Consider the following 17,784-nt stretch of genomic DNA (forward strand, 5'->3'; position numbering starts at 1 on the left):
AAGAGAGGGAAGCATGAAACGTTTTTTAACGACATTGATTATTTTACTTGTGGTCATTGTTGCGGGTTTGACAACACTTGTGATGCTAGTAAACCCCAACGATTTCCGTCATTACATTGTGGAACAAGTAGATAAAAAAAGTGGATATCAGCTTGAATTCAATGGGGATATGCGTTGGCATGTTTGGCCTACACTCAGTATTATTACGGGGCCGATATCTCTCACTGCTCCTAATGCGACAACTCCTGTTCTTAGTGCGGAAAACATGCGCCTAGATGTTGAATTATGGCCGCTTATTTCTCATAAGCTCTCCGTTGAGCAAATTGTGATTGATGGTGCGGTCATTCGCAAAACACCAGAAAGCGAACCCAAAATTCACACCAATGCCCCAGTAGCCCCTGGCGGAACAGCGCCATCATCCTCTCCAACAGAAAAAACTAATTGGTTATTAGATATAGAAAAAATCAATATATCCAATAGCTTAGTTATCTGGCAAACTGCTAAAGACGAATTTAATTTACGAAATATAAATTTATCATTGAAAAAAAGTGATAAAAAACAAATCGCAGCCAAATTCAGTGGTAACTTGAATAAAAACCAGCAAGAACTTATTTTTGATACACGGGCTGATATAGATTTATCTAATATTAATCAAAAGATTAGTGGGAAGTTGACACAATTTGACTATAAATTAAGTGGTGTTGATTTACCCGAAAACGGTATAGAAGGGCAGATTACCAGCGATTTCCTGTATTCAAAAGGGAAAATAGAAAATGCAAGTTTGAGTAATTTGTTGATCAAAGCCAATGAGAGTAGCTTAACGGGCAATATCAGTATCCAATTAACAGATATCCCAAAAGTGGCGATTGAGTTAGTTTCAGATAAATTAGATTTAGATAACTTACTTGGTACAGCAGCGGCTGATTCTAATTCAACGGCTGAGACAAATAATAACCGTGTCGGTGTTAAACCTGTGATATCAGGTTCAAATACTCAACAGTATGATTTATCTGGTTTACAGTCTTTTACCGCAGATATTAATTTAGCTATTAATCATTTAGTTTATCGTGGAATGACAGTAACTGATGTGGTTTTTGAGGCACAAAACCAAGCTCCACGTTTTAGCGTTGCTAAACTGCAAGGGAAAGCGTTTGGTGGGGATTTCTCATTGCCCGTCACCTTGAATTACCGCTCAACTCCTGCTTATGTTTCAGCTAAGCCAAAATTTAACCATATCGATTTAACACCATTACTAAAAGCATTTAATATGCCGCAGAAAATAAGCGGTATTATTTCGTTAAATGCAACCTTATCGGGTATTGGGTATGATGATTATGCGGTAAAAAACCAATGGCAGGGGCCGGTTAGCTTTGAATTGAGAAGTGCCAAATTACAAGGCTTGAATATCCCACAACTAATTCAGCAGTCGGTTTCTCGTGTTACGAATAAAATAAATGCTCCCGTTAATACTGGTAATTATACGGAAGTAGATTTATTCAAGGTAGCTGGTATTTTGAATAAAGGTAATTTAAATATATCCTCCATGCAAGCGACCTCTGCCTTGGTTAATATTAATGGTCAAGGGAATATGAATATCCCTAATGAAACTATAGATGTTAATTTAGGTGTGAATATCGCCAATGGTTGGGGAGGGGATTCACGCTTGGTTAAACAGCTACAAGAGATGACAATTCCTCTGCGGATATACGGTAGCTGGTATAGTTTACAGTACCAGCTAGATGTGGAAAAACTCTTGCGAAATGAATTACGAACTCAAGCTAAAGAAGCCATTGGTAATTTCTTAAAAAAAGAAGAAAATAAAGGGCTTAATGATTTATTAAACGCGCTTTAACTTAAAAAAACGCCCTTTATTGGGCGTTTTTTATAAGTGCAAATGGACATTAATAGTAGCCATTTCCATTTTTATAATCTTCTTGCCTTTGTTTTGTGTTTTCAAAGGTATTGTTAGTCTGCTTAACTGAACTATCCCTAGATAAATAGTTATTTCTTCCTTCACTTTTTATAAATTTTCCAGCTGTATTATTTAATTTATCTTCTAATTTGCTAAGCGTTTTTTCTTTATTACTATTGTGCTGATAAGTTGAACGCCCTAATTCATTCTTATAGTGTTGAATATTATCTTTTAAGTTTAATAATATGTTATTAAACTTATTCATTGTATCTTTAGGTAGGGTAATTTTACACCTTCGACCATCTGAGGTGCCTATTTTTTTTATTTGTTTAGAAATTAAATCTAAGCTTTTAGATATGTGATTTCTTAAATCCTTGATATCTTGCTTATGGATTGTTTTCTCTGATGTAATCAGTAATTCTTTTTTGGTTAAGGCATCAATAGATTTATTTTCTGAGAGTTTACTCGTGGTCTCTTGACTAGATAACTCTTTCATTTGGCTGTTTTCTAAAAAGCGGACTTTCTTTTTAGAAGCCATAGGATATTGTTCAGTATTATTTTGAAGTCGATTCGCGGTAACAGCAACCTTTCCTGATGATTTATTTGTAGTTTGATTAATCTTCTGTGTTTGCAACGTATTTATATTTGGAGACTGAGTTTTTATATGCATAGTGTGACCTTTATTAAAGATTAGGTATATTCAATGCTATAAATTATTCAGTATTTCAATGATTATTCTTTTAAAAAACGATGTTGTTTTTATTTACCGCTATTAAATAGCCATTTCTTACTAAAAGTGAAACAAAAAATACCGGCTCAGAGGCCGGCATTTATTTTGTTTAGAACTAAAGGTTAGTCATCTTCAAATTCATAGCCATCACCTTCAGGTGCTGGCGGTGTAATGAGCACTTTATTAACACGATGACTGTTGACTTCAAGTGGTTGGAATACGCAGCCATTGATAGTCACTTGTTCGCCTACTTCAGGAACGCGCTGTAAGTGTTCCATTAGTAAACCTGCAATTGTTTCATATTCACGCTTATCGTCTAATTCCATTGGGATAAACATGATCAGGTCTTCAAGTGGCATAAAGCCGTTGGCAATCCAAGTACCATCATCCAGTTTTTGAATATCGTGGCGTGAGTCATTTTCTTCATCACCAACGGGCAAGTTACCCGCGATTGTTTCCATTACGTCGGTCAATGTGACGATACCTTCGATAGAGCCAAATTCATCCACAACAAACGCAAAGTGTGTATGGGCTTTACGGAACTGTTCTAATGCTTTTAATAGTGATAACCCTTCAGGGAAAATTAGAGGTTGCGTGATTAATGCACGCAAATTAAGCGGTTTACCACGAAGCTGTTGTTTGACTAAATCCATTACATGAACAACACCAACAGGTTCATCACTAATTGTTTCATCTATAACCACTAAGCGTGAATGCGGGTTTTTCTCCATCAATTGCAGTAAATCGGCGGAGGATTTATTGATGTCGAGGTAATCCACATCATGACGTGAGGTCATAATACTCTCAACGTTACGTTGTGCCATACCTAAGACACGCGCAATCATCAAACGTTCTTGCGGGTCAAAAACAGATTGGTTATCCGCAATCAGATCTGATGTGTGAGGGTCTAATTCGCCTCTTTCTGCTTTACCACTTAAAATACGCAATACCGCTTCAGCAGTACGTTCGCGCAGAGGCCTTGTTCCCGTCAGGAATTTACGGCGATTGAACTGCGCAAATTGGTTAAGAACTTCAATCATGATAGAGAAGCCGATCGCAGCATATAAGTAGCCTTTCGGTATGGCATAACCGAAGCCTTCGGCAACTAAGCTGAAACCAATCATAAGTAAGAAGCTTAAACACAGTATGACAATGGTGGGGTGGTTATTGACAAAGCTAGTCAACGGTTTACTTGCCCAAATCATCAACAGCATTGCAATAGTGACTGCGGCAATCATGACGCCAATATGGTCAACCATACCGACAGCTGTAATGACAGAGTCAAGAGAGAAAACCGCATCAAGAACAATGATTTGTGCAACAACAGCCCAGAAATTCGATGTTTTTCGTTGAGTATTAGTGTGCTCGTCTTTACCTTCTAGTCGTTCGTTTAGCTCCATTGTTGCTTTGAACAATAGGAATAGCCCCCCGATCAACATGATCAGATCTCGAGCGCTGAAAGGATGCTCAAAGAGTGTCAATATTGGTTTCGTTAGCGTAATTAGCCATGACAGGCTAAAGAGCAGGACAACGCGCATGATAAGTGCAAGCATAAGCCCCGTTACACGGGCTCTATCACGCAACTTAGGCGGGAGTTTGTCAGCTAGAATGGCGATGAAAACGAGGTTATCTATACCAAGAACGATTTCTAGAACGATAAGGGTAGCGAGGCCCGCCCAAATCGAAGGATCTGCGATCCATTCCATACAGTTTGTTTTACCTTCTGATATGACGGCTTATGCCGACAGGTGAATAATGCGGTTTGTTGAACTAAATATCAATAAAAATTCACTTTAGTTAGATATTTTTTGACAAAAAAAGTCGTGAATACGTCATCGATTGCATCAATAACTACCATGCTGCACAATCCTAGGTTAATATGTGATCCCGTTAACAGAATGTCAGCACTATCAAGGCTGACTTGGTCCTAATCAGACAGGAGTTTTTCATGTCAAAGCAGCAGATTGGTGTTGTCGGAATGGCTGTCATGGGGCGCAATCTTGCGCTGAACATTGAAAGTCGCGGTTATTCAGTGTCTATCTTTAACCGTTCTAAAGATAAAACAGATGAAGTTATCGCCGAAAATCCAGGGAAAAAATTAGTTCCCAACTATACAATTGAAGAGTTTGTTGACTCTCTGGAAAAACCACGCCGCATCTTGTTGATGGTTAAAGCGGGTGAAGCAACAGACAAAACAATTGCCTCGCTGACTCCTCATTTGGACAAAGGTGATATCTTAATAGATGGTGGTAACACTCTTTATAAAGATACTATCCGTCGTAATCGCGAATTATCTGAACAAGGTTTCAACTTCATCGGTACAGGTGTTTCTGGTGGTGAAGAAGGTGCATTGAAAGGCCCTTCAATCATGCCTGGCGGTCAAAAAGAAGCTTATGAATTAGTTGCTCCAATTTTAAAAGAGATTGCAGCGAAAGCAGAAGGCGAGCCATGTGTGACTTATATTGGTCCAGATGGTGCAGGGCACTATGTCAAAATGGTTCACAATGGTATCGAATATGGTGATATGCAATTAATTGCAGAAGCATATTCATTGCTAAAAGGCTCATTGAACTTAAGTAACGAAGAATTGGCAGACACCTTTGCAGAGTGGAATAAAGGTGAGTTAAGCAGCTATTTGATTGAAATCACAGCAGATATCTTCAAGAAAAAAGATGAAGATGGTAAATATCTGGTTGATGTGATCCTTGATGAAGCAGCAAATAAAGGGACAGGTAAATGGACTAGCCAAAGTGCTCTTGATTTAGGCATTCCTCTGACTCTGATCACTGAATCTGTATTTGCGCGTTATATTTCATTCTTGAAAGACCAACGTGTAGCCGCCTCTAAAGTATTAAGTGGCCCAGTATTAAAAGCAGTTGATGGTGATAAAAAAGCATTTATTGAGAAAATTCGCCGTGCGTTATATCTAGGTAAAATTGTTTCTTATGCGCAAGGTTTCCAACAGCTGAAAGCGGCATCAGATGAATATAATTGGGACCTCAACTACGGTGAAATCGCGAAAATTTTCCGTGCGGGTTGTATTATTCGTGCTCAATTCTTGCAAAAAATCACTGACGCTTATAACCAAGATGCAAAAATTGCCAACTTGCTGTTAGCGCCATATTTCAAACAAATTGCCGATGAATACCAACAAGCTCTGCGTGATGTTGTTTGTTATGGGGTGCAAAATGGCATACCTACACCAACGTTCTCAGCAGCAATTTCTTACTATGATAGCTACCGTTCAGCGGTATTGCCTGCAAACTTAATCCAAGCGCAGCGTGACTACTTTGGTGCTCACACTTATAAACGTACGGATAAAGACGGTGTTTTCCACACAGAATGGATGGAATAATCCGTCATCATTGATTATTGATGACATAAAAGGCGCTAGGTTTAGCGCCTTTTTTGACTTTTAAGCACCGTAAAATGGTTAATTTATAACGATGAGTAAATCGCTTATTCGGTATCGAATATAGCTTTTTTATAATTTATAACAGCGAATATTTTTAAATTATATTTTATCGAGTCTAGGCATGGTTTATGCGTAACTTTCTTATTTTATTGCTTTTATTAGTATTACTTGGTCCATTAGGGATTGATTTATATTTGCCGACAATACCTGATATTGCGAGGGATTTAGGTAGCAGTGAGTCGGTGATCCAGTCAACGATAGCACTGTTCATTCTCGTTCTGGGGTTAGGGCAATTAATTTCGGGCCCACTAGTGGATAGATATGGACGAAAACCTGTCGCGATTGCAGGTATGGTGCTATATATCATCGGTGCAGGTGTTGCGATTGTAGCAACGACACCGGCAGTATTTATTGCTTCTCGTTTATTGCAGGGAGTTGCGGTTTGTTGCACTTCTGTAGTGGCTTTTAGTTGTGTGCGCGACCGTATGAATGGTACAGAAGCGGCGCGAGCCTTCGGTTTTCTAAATGGTACACTCAATATTGTTCCTGCATTGGCCCCATTATTAGGGGGGTTATTGGCGGAGGCTTGGGGGTGGCGTGCGCCATTTTGGTTCCTTGCACTGTATGCGTTGGTAATATTAGTACTGATTATCATATTATTACCGGAAACACGGCCAACAAATTTGCCAGCAGTAAAAACGACCCAACTTAAAACCTATTGGCGGATTTTGGGTGACCGTCAATTTATCATTTTTGCTTTGGTTAATGCAGGGACTATGGGGATGGCACTAACTTATGTTTCCCTTGCGCCCAGTGTTCTAATGGGGGATGCACAACTTACCCCACTAGAATTTTCTATTGTATTTGGAATAAATGGTTTTTGGATCATGTTTGCCAGCTATATTGCCAATTACTTTATTCATAAAATTGGCCGGCCAACTTGTTTATTAGTGGGCAGTACGATGATGGAATTAGGTTGTTTAGGGTTGCTGCTTGGTTTTATTTTACTCTCTGAACAAGTGCAAAATCATTGGGCTGTGTATATGTTACCTGTCGCATGTGCTTGTACCGGCCTTGCCTTTATGATGGGCACCGCAACAAGTTATGCCTTAGAACCATTTGGTAACGAAGCCGGGACGGCTTCTGCGTTAGTGGGGTTTGTGCAAATGGCAGGAGGAGCAGGGTTAGGGTTATTTGCCATTGCTTTACCTATCGCCCCGAAACTATCCCTAGCGATAGTTATGTTAATTGGTTGTATTTTTGGCTTAGTTGCAAGAAAGGCGAGCTTAAAATTAACTAAAGACGAAAGTCATTAATTATTAATGCTATTCAAGGCTCGATTAGCTAGCAATGTTAATTGAGCCTTGAGATTACTTTATGCTAATACCTTATATCAACATTAAACTATTTCCCCATTAATTGTTGTTGGGTGTTTTAGGGTTTTTATTTCGATATCTTCAGTGTGAACTATTTTATTATTAACATAAATATTCACTTTTACTGGATTAAGCTTCCATTCAATATTGACATGGTATTTATTCATCAGGCCCTCTTTCATTCTAAAGGCATGCAGTTGGTATTTATTAATTGTGCCATCTTGTAATATTACTTCTAAATATGGTGAGTCAGGGAAAATGTGTTCATCAGGTCGATAAACCATGCCGAAAGAACCATAGAGAGGTATACAGCTTTGCCTTTCAAACTTGCCGTCGGGGTCATAAAACCCGGTTAAGGTAATAATAGGGACGCCTTGTTTATCAGGTTTTTTATATATCCCTTGGCTCTCTATTTTTTGCCAAGTATGGCCATTCGAAATATAAGATAGTATTTTGTCTTTAGTTATTTTACTTTCAACGCTATTGACGATTACGTTACTACTCCAGTCTGCAAATGAGCTTATTTTTATGATTGAGCCTTTATTTTTAGGCGTGGCAGGAGGGAAAGTCATATTAGGAGTATGGTAGCCATTACCACTTTGTATGTGAATAAACTTATATTTCTCTGCAAAAGTATTAAGTTTTTCATCGGTTAAATTTTCCCCATTCTTTGTCGAATAATGAAAGAATATAAGTTCTGAAAGATCAGGGCTGGCATCTACCATTTCTGCTTTGTCAGAATCCCATTTTTTATAACCAGTCGTCGATTCAAGGGAAAATATATAACTATTTTGAAGCCGTTTTTGAATTGCAGCTAATGAATTTGGTGTGTAAGCGGTAAAAGAATTATAGTTTGAGTCGAAAGGGTAGCCACTAGACATTGCATCAGTATTAAATACCCCGTCGTGTGACAAGTTAGGAATAAAATAATTGTACTCACAATCCCATAGCCATGATGAGTTTTTTTTATCGGGTGTGGTGTGTGTTCCGCCTTCAGGACCGCCGTGATAATCACCTAAGCCAAAATTATGACCTAATTCATGGCTAACCTCATTTCCCTTTGATTCATATAATGTGGCTTTTCCACCGCCTCCCGACCAACCATGATGTTGTATGCCATTTTCGTATACGCCAACAGAATTATGCATGGTTACTTGGAATGTGGGGAGAAATGATGGAGCTGATGCCTGAGAACTATTAATACCATAGTTGGCTGAATTAATGCCGTCGGAAATGAGGTCTTTGGCAATCTCATGTCGCATATTCCCGTCATGACCACCCCCTTCGCCTGTTGCTTTATCAATAAATAGCTCACCACGAGGGGTAACAACTTGAGTTAAGTAGACGGGGTCAAAACGAGTTACAATCAATGTCGCAGCGGGGACTGTTTGGCCATATTGGCGGTTTAACTCATGGTTATTTTGAAAGTCAAACTCATTCCTTGGGGGGGTTAACATACCAATATCTATAGTGTTAATCATCAGGATATTGGGAGCACCAATTTTCACATCATTAAGCGCTCCTGTAGACTCAAGGGTATTGAACTCAAAGCGTATCCCCGGTTTTATATATTCTTTAGGAATGATAGCTGACCAAGTATTTTCTGAATAGGCGAGGTTTTCAAGCGGGGCGCTTGTGGTAGGTTCTGTTATCGGGACCCATTTTTTTTTAATATCATAAATAAAAGTGATTTTTTCGCCTGTTTTTAGCTCATATTTTTTACTGCCGTAGAAAATAGAACTGGTATAAGAAGCTTCGGATGAAAACATAACTTTCTTATTATGGAAAAAGTCATTAGCGTTAAGTCGAAATTTTGGCGCCCAATTCCCATCACTAGTTGCTATTTTTATCGTTTCATTGTGTGCGATTAGCTGGTTAAAAGATTCACTATCATTGGTGATTTTTTGGATTTGTGAGTTATCACTAATGAGTAAGTCATATAAACTGCCGTCTATTATAGAAGGTGAAATAGCTAATGGTGGGGGAGCAGCAATGGGAGTGTTTTTCCATACGCCATCAAAGTTACAAACGAGAAGTCGTTGTTCACCTTTTTTCAGTGAGACAATATTATTATTGAAGCTAATCTCCGTTTGTTTTTTAGTTTTGGATGAAAACAGTATTTTTTTACCACTATGCTGCTTGTTATTAATTAAGTAAATTTTTTTAACCCAATCATTATCTGTTAATTCAAGTTCTATACTCGAGTGAATTTTAAAATATTGGTCTAAATTATTTGTGTCAGTTCTGCCCTCTTTTCGGGGGGCGAGTAATTGAGTAAATCCTTTTAGTTTAAATTCTAAAGAAGATGGTGTAACCCGGTAGTACTCAGATATTTCTACATCCTTCTTTGTTTGCCATCGGCCATTTCCATCACAAATAAAAATAAGGCTGTTGTTTTTTTTCAGTGAGGTATGCTTATTACCATATTCAATTTTTACGGTTTTATTTGAATCATTGTAAATAGAGATGTATTTATAGCTATATCCAGTATTATTATTAATTACAAAGGTTTTCTGCGGGGAAGGGTCATTGAATATTATGTTTATTTTATCATTTATTTTAATTAACTTATCAAAGTAAATGGGGTTTTCTGTTACCTTTTTTAGGTCATCATTATGGTTAATAGTCAGGTCAAATTTATTTGTTTTATTAAAATAGCGAGGTAATAAGTCAGTTTCTGGAATATGGTTATTTGCAGTGGGGGGGAGTTTTGAAGGGGGAAGAAGCTCTTTAGTTATTAATAAGTTGTTTTTTTTATCAAATATTTTGAATTGAAAAGGTTCACTCTCTGCAATAATTTTATGGGGTTTTACCAGTATCAAAGTATTACGGTCGGAAACTAGAGTTGGGTGTGTGTCTCCAGCAATTCTATTTTTGGCAGGGATTATACTGGCTTGAGCAAAAGTGACATTAGCCTTTAATTCCCCAATAAGGTCATTAGGAAATTGGTTTTTATTAAAATACTTCATTTTTGCATTAATGATATCGTTGAACCGTTGCTGGAATAATTGTACTTCTAGGTATTTATCACTTATTAATGGGTTAGTATTAGCTTCATGTATGATGTGCCATATATCTAATAAAATTCTGTTATCATTTTCAGGGTTAAGAGTGAAGGGATAGGTATTTTCAGCCTCGATTATTTCTGTTATTGATGGTAGTGCGCTCGTAGTAGGATTAAACATAAAATTCCTTTTTATATTTTTGGTATTTATCAATCAAGTAATTAATTAAAATTACTTATCAATATTATATTAAATAAAGTGCAGCTAATAATCATGATTGACTAACAGTTAGTCTTAAACTTTAATTAATGGTAAGTTTGTATGATATTTCTAGCTGAGTATTGAATATGCAGAATCCATTGTTAAATAAGCCAAGGGTAGCTAAAGGTGATGTATTTTGAACGCGAATACATCACCATAGACAGCGTTCTATGGTAAATATAAACGGATTAAAAGGTTTATTACCATGAATAAAAAGCATTGGTCAAAATATGAATTACTGCATGAGGTTGTGCAAAACCCTAATATTCATATTAAAGGTAAGCATAGCTACTACAGTGATTGTTGGGATAATGGCTTTGAAAATTCGGTTGTTCGTTACCTTCAGGGGGATGAGCAAAGTCGAGATTGGCAGCTTGCGTGGGATGTAGACCAACTTTACATTGGGGACTATGTTTGTATTGGCAGTGAAGCCGTGATTTTGATGGGTGGGAATCATACTCATCGAATGGATTGGTTTTGTTTATATCCTTTCCTTGAATATATTGAGGAAGCTTATATAGGAAAGGGGGATACGGTGATTGGTGACGGAGCATGGATTGGCATGCGAGCTTTTATCATGCCGGGTGTCAAAATTGGTGAGGGAGCCGTCATTGCGAGCAACAGTGTGGTTGTTAAAGATGTTGAGCCTTATAGCATTGTTGGGGGGAACCCTGCCAAGCCAGTTAAACACCGGTTTGCGCCTGAAGTGATTAGCGAACTCTTGGCGCTGAAAATCTATGATTGGCCAGAAGCAAAATTCTCCGCTTTAAAGCGCGTGATTTGTGGATCTGATTTTCAGGCACTAAAGCAAGCCAGTATTGAATACGACCGACAGCTTAATCAGTAATTGTCATTTAGGGTTATTCTATGGAATAACCCTTTTTACGATTAGATGGTTAGCTTTCCTCTATACGAATAAACTTTACTAAAGTGGGCTTGGCTATTCTTTGGTAATCTTCTGTATTTAAAATAATCGAGCGTTCTAATGTGCCTGCATTAAAGGCTAATTCCTCAAAACGTTCAAACAGCAGCGGGTCAGCAATGAGCTTTAAATTGGGATGAAAGCTAAAAGGGGGGATCGCACCGAATACACATTGCGTGAGTTCATCCACTTCTTTCGGGCTTGCTAAGGACGCACGAGTTCCACCAATTGCCAGTGCAATTTTGTTTAAATCGGCTTGTTTATCTGCTGGCAAAATCGCGAGTACATGCTGGCGGATACCATTACCTTTAACATGACATACCAATCCCTTTGCACCTTGTCCAAGTTGAGTGCCACGTATTTTTGCCACTTCTTCTGATTTCCCAGCGGTGGGGTGCTCCATCACACGATACTTTGCATTATTTTTATTAAGTAATTGCGTTAACTGCATAAAAATAGAATTTTCAGACACTGTTCTTCCCTTTAAACCACATCAATATCAGGGAATGATAGCAAGTTTACATGCAGATACAACCGCAAAACCAAGGGCTGTTAAAAATCAAAATATGCTAAATATTATAAATTGCATATCAGATGCGGTTTTAATCTGTTTTATTGGTTAGTTTATAGCCTTTTCTATTTCATATGCTATTTTGTTTTTTATTTCTATTAAAATCAAACCGTTATAGTTATGTTTTTTCATGAGTTAGTGAGAATACAAATTGTTAAGAATTGAGGTTGATCATTTACGCTGTATTTTATTATCGGTAATATAAAGTTTTATATAACGAAAAGATAATATGAACCGTAAATTTAACTTATATGTAATATTGCCTCTTATTGCAGGGATAGCCCCATCTATTGTTGCTGCTCAAGTCTCTGAGCAACTAGCTAAACCTAAACAAGACCGTATGTTGGTGACAGCAGCGCCAAACGATGTCACGACAGAAGCGCAAGCCGGAGCCGGCTTTTTTACTTCACAAATTGATATTGGCCCATTAGGGAATTTGGAATGGATTGATACACCATACTCCACAACCACTATTAGCCGCGAAATAATCAATAACCAACAAGCTAAAAGTTTGAGTGAATTGTTGAAGTTTGCACCAAGTACACAAATGCAAGCCCGAGGGGGCATGGATGTCGGGCGTCCTCAAAGCAGAGGAATGCAGGGTAGTGTGGTGGCAAATAGTCGCCTTGATGATTTGTATATTATTTCGACCACAGCATTCCCTGTTGAAATGCTGGACAGGGTCGACATCATTAATAGTTTGACGGGGGCATTGTATGGCCCTGCAAGCCCAGCGGGGCAGTTTAATTTTACGGCCAAACGACCTGAGGATGTGCAACGCTTAACGTTAGGCTATCAAAGCCGTAATGCCTATAGTGGTCATGGGGACTTAGGAGGGTATTTTGATGAAAATAAGCGCTTTGGCTACCGTCTTAACTTACTGGATGAAGAAGGTACGGGCAGTGTAGATGATAGTACATTACGGCGTAAATTTGCCTCATTAGCACTGGATTGGAATATTCAGCCTGGTACGCAATTACAACTTAATGCGAGCCATTATAACTTTGTGCAAAAAGGGTATGTGGGGAGTTTCAGCTATGGTCCTAAGGTTAAGTTACCAAAAGCACCAAATCCACAAGATAAAAACTTAGCACTACATACCGCAGGCAATGATTTAACTACTGATACAGTTAGTACTCGCTTACTTCATGATTTTAATGAAGATTGGTCATTGAAAGCTGGGGTAGGCTATCAACAAGCAGATAGAGCTATGCGGACGGTAACCAGTGCTATTCAAGATAATAATGGAACGATTTCCCGATCGTTGATGGATTCTCCTGCATCGGGGCGCTTTAGAGTGCTAAGTCACTCCGTAATGTTAAATGGCCATGTGGAGACAGGGCCAATCGCTCATGATTTGTCGTTAGCGACGAATGGCTATGTGTGGTCGATTTATAGCTCAAAAGAAAATAGTACTCGACGCAATTTAGGTGATACCAATATGTACCATCCATCGCCAATGGAAGAGCCTTCTGATGGTAAGATCCATACGGGGGGCTCACGTTATAAATCGGCTGAAAATCGACAACAAAGTATCACAATTGGCGATACCATCACCTTTGACCCCCAATGGTCTGCAATGTTTTACCTCAGTCAAAGTTGGTTAGAAAGCCGTAGTTTTGATAAACAACACCATAAAACGAGTCAAACTCATCATCATGGTCTTAGCCCACAAGCGGCACTGATGTACAAAATTAGCCCACAAGTAATGACCTATATTAGCTATGCGGATTCACTGGAGGAAGGAGATACTGCTCCATTAGGACAAGGTATTAAAAATGAAGGGCATACTTTAAACCCTTACCGTAGTAAGCAATATGAGTTGGGAATTAAAGCCGATGTTGCCGACTTAAACCTAGGGGCTGCGTTGTTTCATTTAGAACGGCCATTTGCTTATGTGGATGGTAATGATCTCTTTCGTGAACAGGGAAAACAAGTAAATCGAGGGCTTGAGCTTAGCGCGACAGGCCATGTATGGCAGGGGTTAAATATCTATAGTGGTGTGACTTTTCTTGACCCTAAATTAACAGATACAGGGTTAATATCGACTAAAGACAAACGCGTCGTTGGGGTACCTAAAGTCCAAGCCAATATGCTCGTAGAGTATAGCTTACCATCGGTGCCTGAACTGGTTTATAGCGCTAATGTGCATTACAGCGGAAAACGTGCCGCTAATGATACAAATACGAGTTGGATAGATAGCTACACCACTGTAGACCTAGGGGCTCGTTACAGCACCAAAATAGGTCTTGTTCCTACCACTTTTAGGTTATCCGTTAATAATGTGACAGATAAGCGTTATTGGGCATCGATTTTCCCGGGGGGAAATAATGGCCAAGGCGGTGGTAATAGCGCATTTGTAGGTTCAGGCCGTGAAGTACGCGCAACCGCAACTTTTGATTTCTAATTAATCCTATAAAAATAAGGGGCACCCTTCTTTATTATTCAGCAAAGAAGGGTGACAAATATGAGAAAAGCTGATTTTTTACAAACGGTTATTTTGCTGGTAGGACTGCTAACTTATGGTTTATCCCTAGCGAAAACAGATAATCCCGATCTACGGATTGCGACACCATGGCCGGCACAAAATACCATTATTATGATGTTGGGGTATGGTGAGCAGATTGTTGGTACATCGGTGATTGCGAAGAAAATTCCATTATTTCGCCAAATGTTACCCAACATTGATAATGTTCCAGTTATCAGCCTAAGTAACCAATTAAACCCAGAACAGATTATTTCATTACAAACACAATTATTGTTTGTTGCAAAAGGGATGGAAGTACCACAGAGAGACATTTTAGAAAGTGCGGGGGTGAAAGTTGTGGAGTACCCTGCCAATTCACTACAAGCTTTGCAGGAAAGAGTACAAGCAACGGCGGTTGAGCTAGGCCCGGATGCACAGCAAAAAGCGATAGAATATCAACGTTATTTTGACCGCAATATTACATTAGTCAGCGAACGCTTAGTCGGGTTAACCGAGGGAGAGAAGCGGACGGTGTACCATAGTATGGGGAGTGCGTTATTTACCTCTGGTCGTCCCTCATTAAACCAAGACTGGATGGATTTAGCTGGCGCAAAAAATGTCGCTGAAACATGGTTTTCCAATAAGAAAAATAATTCTGGTGAAGTTTTACTCGAAACTATTATTGCGGCGAACCCTGATGTAATAGTGGCAATGAATAAAGAAGATGCACAGATAATAAAATCATCAGCTCAGTGGAGTGCGCTTCGCGCAGTAAAGAACCAGCAAGTATATGTGAACCCAAAGGGTATGTTCTGGTGGTGCCGTGAGACGTCAGAAGAAGCATTACAATTTTTATGGTTGGCGCAAACACTTTACCCCGAACGCTTTGCGGATATTGACATGAAACAGGAAACCGCAGATTTTTACCTGAAATTCTTTGCAATTCGCCTCAGTGACCAGCAAATCGATAAAATTTTGAACCCTTAAAATTTAGCTGCCAGTAAAACTGGCAGCTATTGATTTATTGGTGACGTTCTTTTAAACGTTTAATAATAGTACTTAAATCAAGTTCTTGGTCTTGCAGTAGTACCATTAAGTGATACATCAAATCAGCGGCTTCGTTAGTTAATTCAGCGCGGTCATTGACGGTGGCTGCTAAGGCCGTTTCAACACCTTCTTCCCCAACTTTTTGGGCGATACGTTTAGTGCCACTTGCATATAAACGAGCGGTATAAGAGCTTTCAGGTGATGCCGTTTTTCGCTCTTTTAGCAAGGTTTCTAGCTCAAACAGAAAGCCCCAATCACTTTGTGCGGGAGCAAAGCAACTTTGAGTGCTTTTATGACATGTTGGGCCATCCGGTAAGGCGAGCGCCAATAAAGTATCGCTGTCACAATCAGGGTAAATATCAACTAAATTTAAAAAATTATTTGATGTTTCACCTTTGGTCCACAAACGTTGTTTAGTTCGAGAATAAAAAGTGACTTTACGGCTGTCTAAAGTGGTTTGTAATGCTTCAGGGTTCATATACCCAAGCATTAATACATCCCCTGATACGGCATGTTGCACGATCACAGGTATTAAATTATCGACTTTTTGCCATGCCAGTTGGCTACATTGTTCTGTGGTTAACATACTCTAATTTGAACTCCATTTTCGGCTAGGTACTGTTTTAACTCACCGATATTAATAATTTGTTTATGGAAAACCGAGGCGGCTAAAGCCCCATCAACATTGGCGTCAGCAAAGGCATCAAGAAAATGGACTTTTTCCCCCGCACCGCCTGATGCGATGAGTGGTACTTGGCACACATCACGGACTTTTTTCAGTTGAACAAGGTCATATCCTTGGCGGACGCCATCTTGGTTCATCATATTCAAAACGATTTCCCCAGCGCCACGTTGTTGCACTTCGTTGACCCAATCGAGGGTTTTCCAATGAGTTTGTGTTGTACGTTTTTCATCACCGGTAAATTGGTATACAAGGTATTCATTAGTACTGTCATCAAACCAAGTATCGATACCAACAACAATACATTGTACGCCAAACCTATCTGCTAAGCGGCTGATTAAGGTTGGGTCAGATAACGCAGGGGAATTAATTGAAATTTTGTCTGCACCAAAAGACAGTATTTGAGCTGCATCTTCAACGCTTTTAATACCACCCGCTACACAAAATGGAATATCAATCACCTCAGCAACTTTAGCGACCCAGCTTTTATCCACAACGCGGCCATCCGACGAAGCTGTAATATCGTAGAATACCAGTTCATCAGCGCCTTCTTGTGCGTAGCGTTGCGCTAAAGGAACGATATCACCGATGATTTCGTGATTACGAAACTGCACCCCTTTAACGACTTGGCCATCACGGACGTCCAAACACGGAATTATGCGTTTTGCCAACATTCGATTGCCTCCGTAACGGTAAATTTGCCTTCCAATAATGCACGACCAACAATAACCCCAGCGGCACCAGATGCTGGAATAGCCGCAATATCGTCTAAATTACCAATTCCTCCAGATGCTTGAAAGGCAATATCAGGGAATTTTTGGCTGATTTCTTGGTATAAATTCACATTAGAGCCGGTTAACGTGCCATCTTTAGAGATATCGGTGCAGAGCACATGTTTTAAACCATAAGGTTGATAGATTTCAATGGCTTGTTCTAATGTTAAATTTGAGTTTTCTTGCCAACCGCTGATAGCAATTTCTTTTACACCTTCGGTGTTAATGCGTACATCTAGAGCCAGTACAATGGCTTCTCCACCATAGGTTTCAAACCAAGTTTTTACGAGTTCAGGTTTTGTTACGGCAGTTGAGCCGATCACCACGCGAGTCGCACCGGCCTCTAGCAATGCTTTAACATCGTCTTCGCTACGAATACCGCCACCAACTTGCACCGGCACACTAACGCCAGCTAATAATTTTTTAAGAAGTGGAATTTGGCGTTTTTGCGGGTCTTTAGCCCCCGTTAAATCCACAAGGTGTAAGAGTTTTGCGCCTTCTTTTTCATACTGTTGCAAGCGTGGCAGAGGGTCATTACCGTAATCTGTTTGCTTAGCGTAATCCCCTTGGTGTAACCGTACTACCGTGCCATCGATTAAATCTAATGCAGGAATGATCATGGT

13 protein-coding genes are annotated in these 17,784 nt (G+C 39.3%); 6 read left to right on the forward strand and 7 right to left on the reverse strand.

All coding sequences use genetic code 11. From position 1 onward, the window contains the following. The first annotated feature begins 13 nt into the window (after positions 1–13). The gene (asmA, locus tag RB151_RS06175) at positions 14–1,852 is read left to right on the forward strand and encodes an outer membrane assembly protein AsmA (RefSeq protein WP_048606515.1); all 1,839 of its coding nucleotides are present in this window, start codon (positions 14–16) and stop codon (positions 1,850–1,852) included. A 49-nt stretch (positions 1,853–1,901) separates the two neighbouring features. On the opposite strand, the gene RB151_RS06180 is transcribed toward asmA, so the two are convergent. Together RB151_RS06180 and RB151_RS06185 are read right to left on the reverse strand one after the other, a co-directional pair. After that, positions 1,902–2,582 carry a hypothetical protein gene (locus tag RB151_RS06180; protein ID WP_071547870.1) on the reverse strand — a complete coding sequence of 227 codons (681 nt, stop codon included), beginning with the start codon at positions 2,580–2,582 and terminating at the stop codon, positions 1,902–1,904. 182 nt (positions 2,583–2,764) lie between these two features. Continuing rightward, positions 2,765–4,348 carry a TerC family protein gene (locus RB151_RS06185; RefSeq protein WP_042846555.1) on the reverse strand — a complete coding sequence of 528 codons (1,584 nt, stop codon included), beginning with the start codon at positions 4,346–4,348 and terminating at the stop codon, positions 2,765–2,767. 242 nt (positions 4,349–4,590) lie between these two features. Here RB151_RS06185 and gndA point away from each other — a divergent pair, with 242 nt between their 5' ends. Beyond that, complete coding sequence (gene gndA, locus RB151_RS06190) at positions 4,591–5,997, forward strand: NADP-dependent phosphogluconate dehydrogenase (protein ID WP_042846554.1); 1,407 nt, start codon at positions 4,591–4,593, stop codon at positions 5,995–5,997. A gap of 188 nt (positions 5,998–6,185) precedes the next feature. Further along, positions 6,186–7,373, forward strand: a complete 1,188-nt coding sequence (locus tag RB151_RS06195) for a multidrug effflux MFS transporter (protein WP_071547871.1) — start codon at positions 6,186–6,188, stop codon at positions 7,371–7,373. A gap of 83 nt (positions 7,374–7,456) precedes the next feature. On the opposite strand, the gene RB151_RS06200 is transcribed toward RB151_RS06195, so the two are convergent. Further along, on the reverse strand, positions 7,457–10,618 hold the full coding sequence (locus RB151_RS06200) for a M66 family metalloprotease (RefSeq protein ID WP_071547872.1): 3,162 nt from the start codon (positions 10,616–10,618) through the stop codon (positions 7,457–7,459). 286 nt (positions 10,619–10,904) lie between these two features. On the opposite strand from RB151_RS06200, the gene RB151_RS06205 reads away from it, so the two are divergent. After that, positions 10,905–11,546 (forward strand): CatB-related O-acetyltransferase, encoded by a 642-nt coding sequence (locus RB151_RS06205; RefSeq protein ID WP_042846551.1) that lies wholly within the window; start codon positions 10,905–10,907, stop codon positions 11,544–11,546. Positions 11,547–11,595: 49 nt separating this feature from the next. Here the strand turns inward: RB151_RS06205 and RB151_RS06210 are convergent, their stop codons facing one another. After that, positions 11,596–12,072 carry a YbaK/prolyl-tRNA synthetase associated domain-containing protein gene (locus RB151_RS06210; RefSeq protein WP_042846643.1) on the reverse strand — a complete coding sequence of 159 codons (477 nt, stop codon included), beginning with the start codon at positions 12,070–12,072 and terminating at the stop codon, positions 11,596–11,598. Between the two features lie 349 nt (positions 12,073–12,421). Between RB151_RS06210 and RB151_RS06215 the strand changes: the two genes are divergently transcribed. Next, positions 12,422–14,599, forward strand: a complete 2,178-nt coding sequence (locus RB151_RS06215) for a TonB-dependent receptor (protein WP_071547873.1) — start codon at positions 12,422–12,424, stop codon at positions 14,597–14,599. 60 nt (positions 14,600–14,659) lie between these two features. Then, entirely contained in the window at positions 14,660–15,646 is a 987-nt protein-coding gene (locus tag RB151_RS06220) for an ABC transporter substrate-binding protein (RefSeq protein WP_081363939.1), read from the forward strand. A 34-nt stretch (positions 15,647–15,680) separates the two neighbouring features. Here the strand turns inward: RB151_RS06220 and hisIE are convergent, their stop codons facing one another. From hisIE to hisA, 3 genes are read right to left on the reverse strand one after another with little or no spacing between them, the layout of a single operon-like run. Next, entirely contained in the window at positions 15,681–16,292 is a 612-nt protein-coding gene (gene hisIE / locus RB151_RS06225; RefSeq protein WP_071547874.1) for a bifunctional phosphoribosyl-AMP cyclohydrolase/phosphoribosyl-ATP diphosphatase HisIE, read from the reverse strand. Then, positions 16,286–17,062: an imidazole glycerol phosphate synthase subunit HisF gene (gene hisF / locus RB151_RS06230; RefSeq protein WP_071547875.1), complete on the reverse strand. Its 777-nt coding sequence runs from the start codon at positions 17,060–17,062 to the stop codon at positions 16,286–16,288. The genes hisIE and hisF overlap by 7 nt, the downstream gene beginning before the upstream one ends. After that, positions 17,044–17,781 carry a 1-(5-phosphoribosyl)-5-[(5-phosphoribosylamino)methylideneamino]imidazole-4-carboxamide isomerase gene (gene hisA, locus RB151_RS06235; RefSeq protein WP_071547876.1) on the reverse strand — a complete coding sequence of 246 codons (738 nt, stop codon included), beginning with the start codon at positions 17,779–17,781 and terminating at the stop codon, positions 17,044–17,046. Before hisA ends, hisF begins: the two co-directional genes overlap by 19 nt. Positions 17,782–17,784: the final 3 nt, after the last annotated feature.

Source organism: Providencia rettgeri (assembly GCF_001874625.1).
Lineage (GTDB): Bacteria > Pseudomonadota > Gammaproteobacteria > Enterobacterales > Enterobacteriaceae > Providencia > Providencia huashanensis.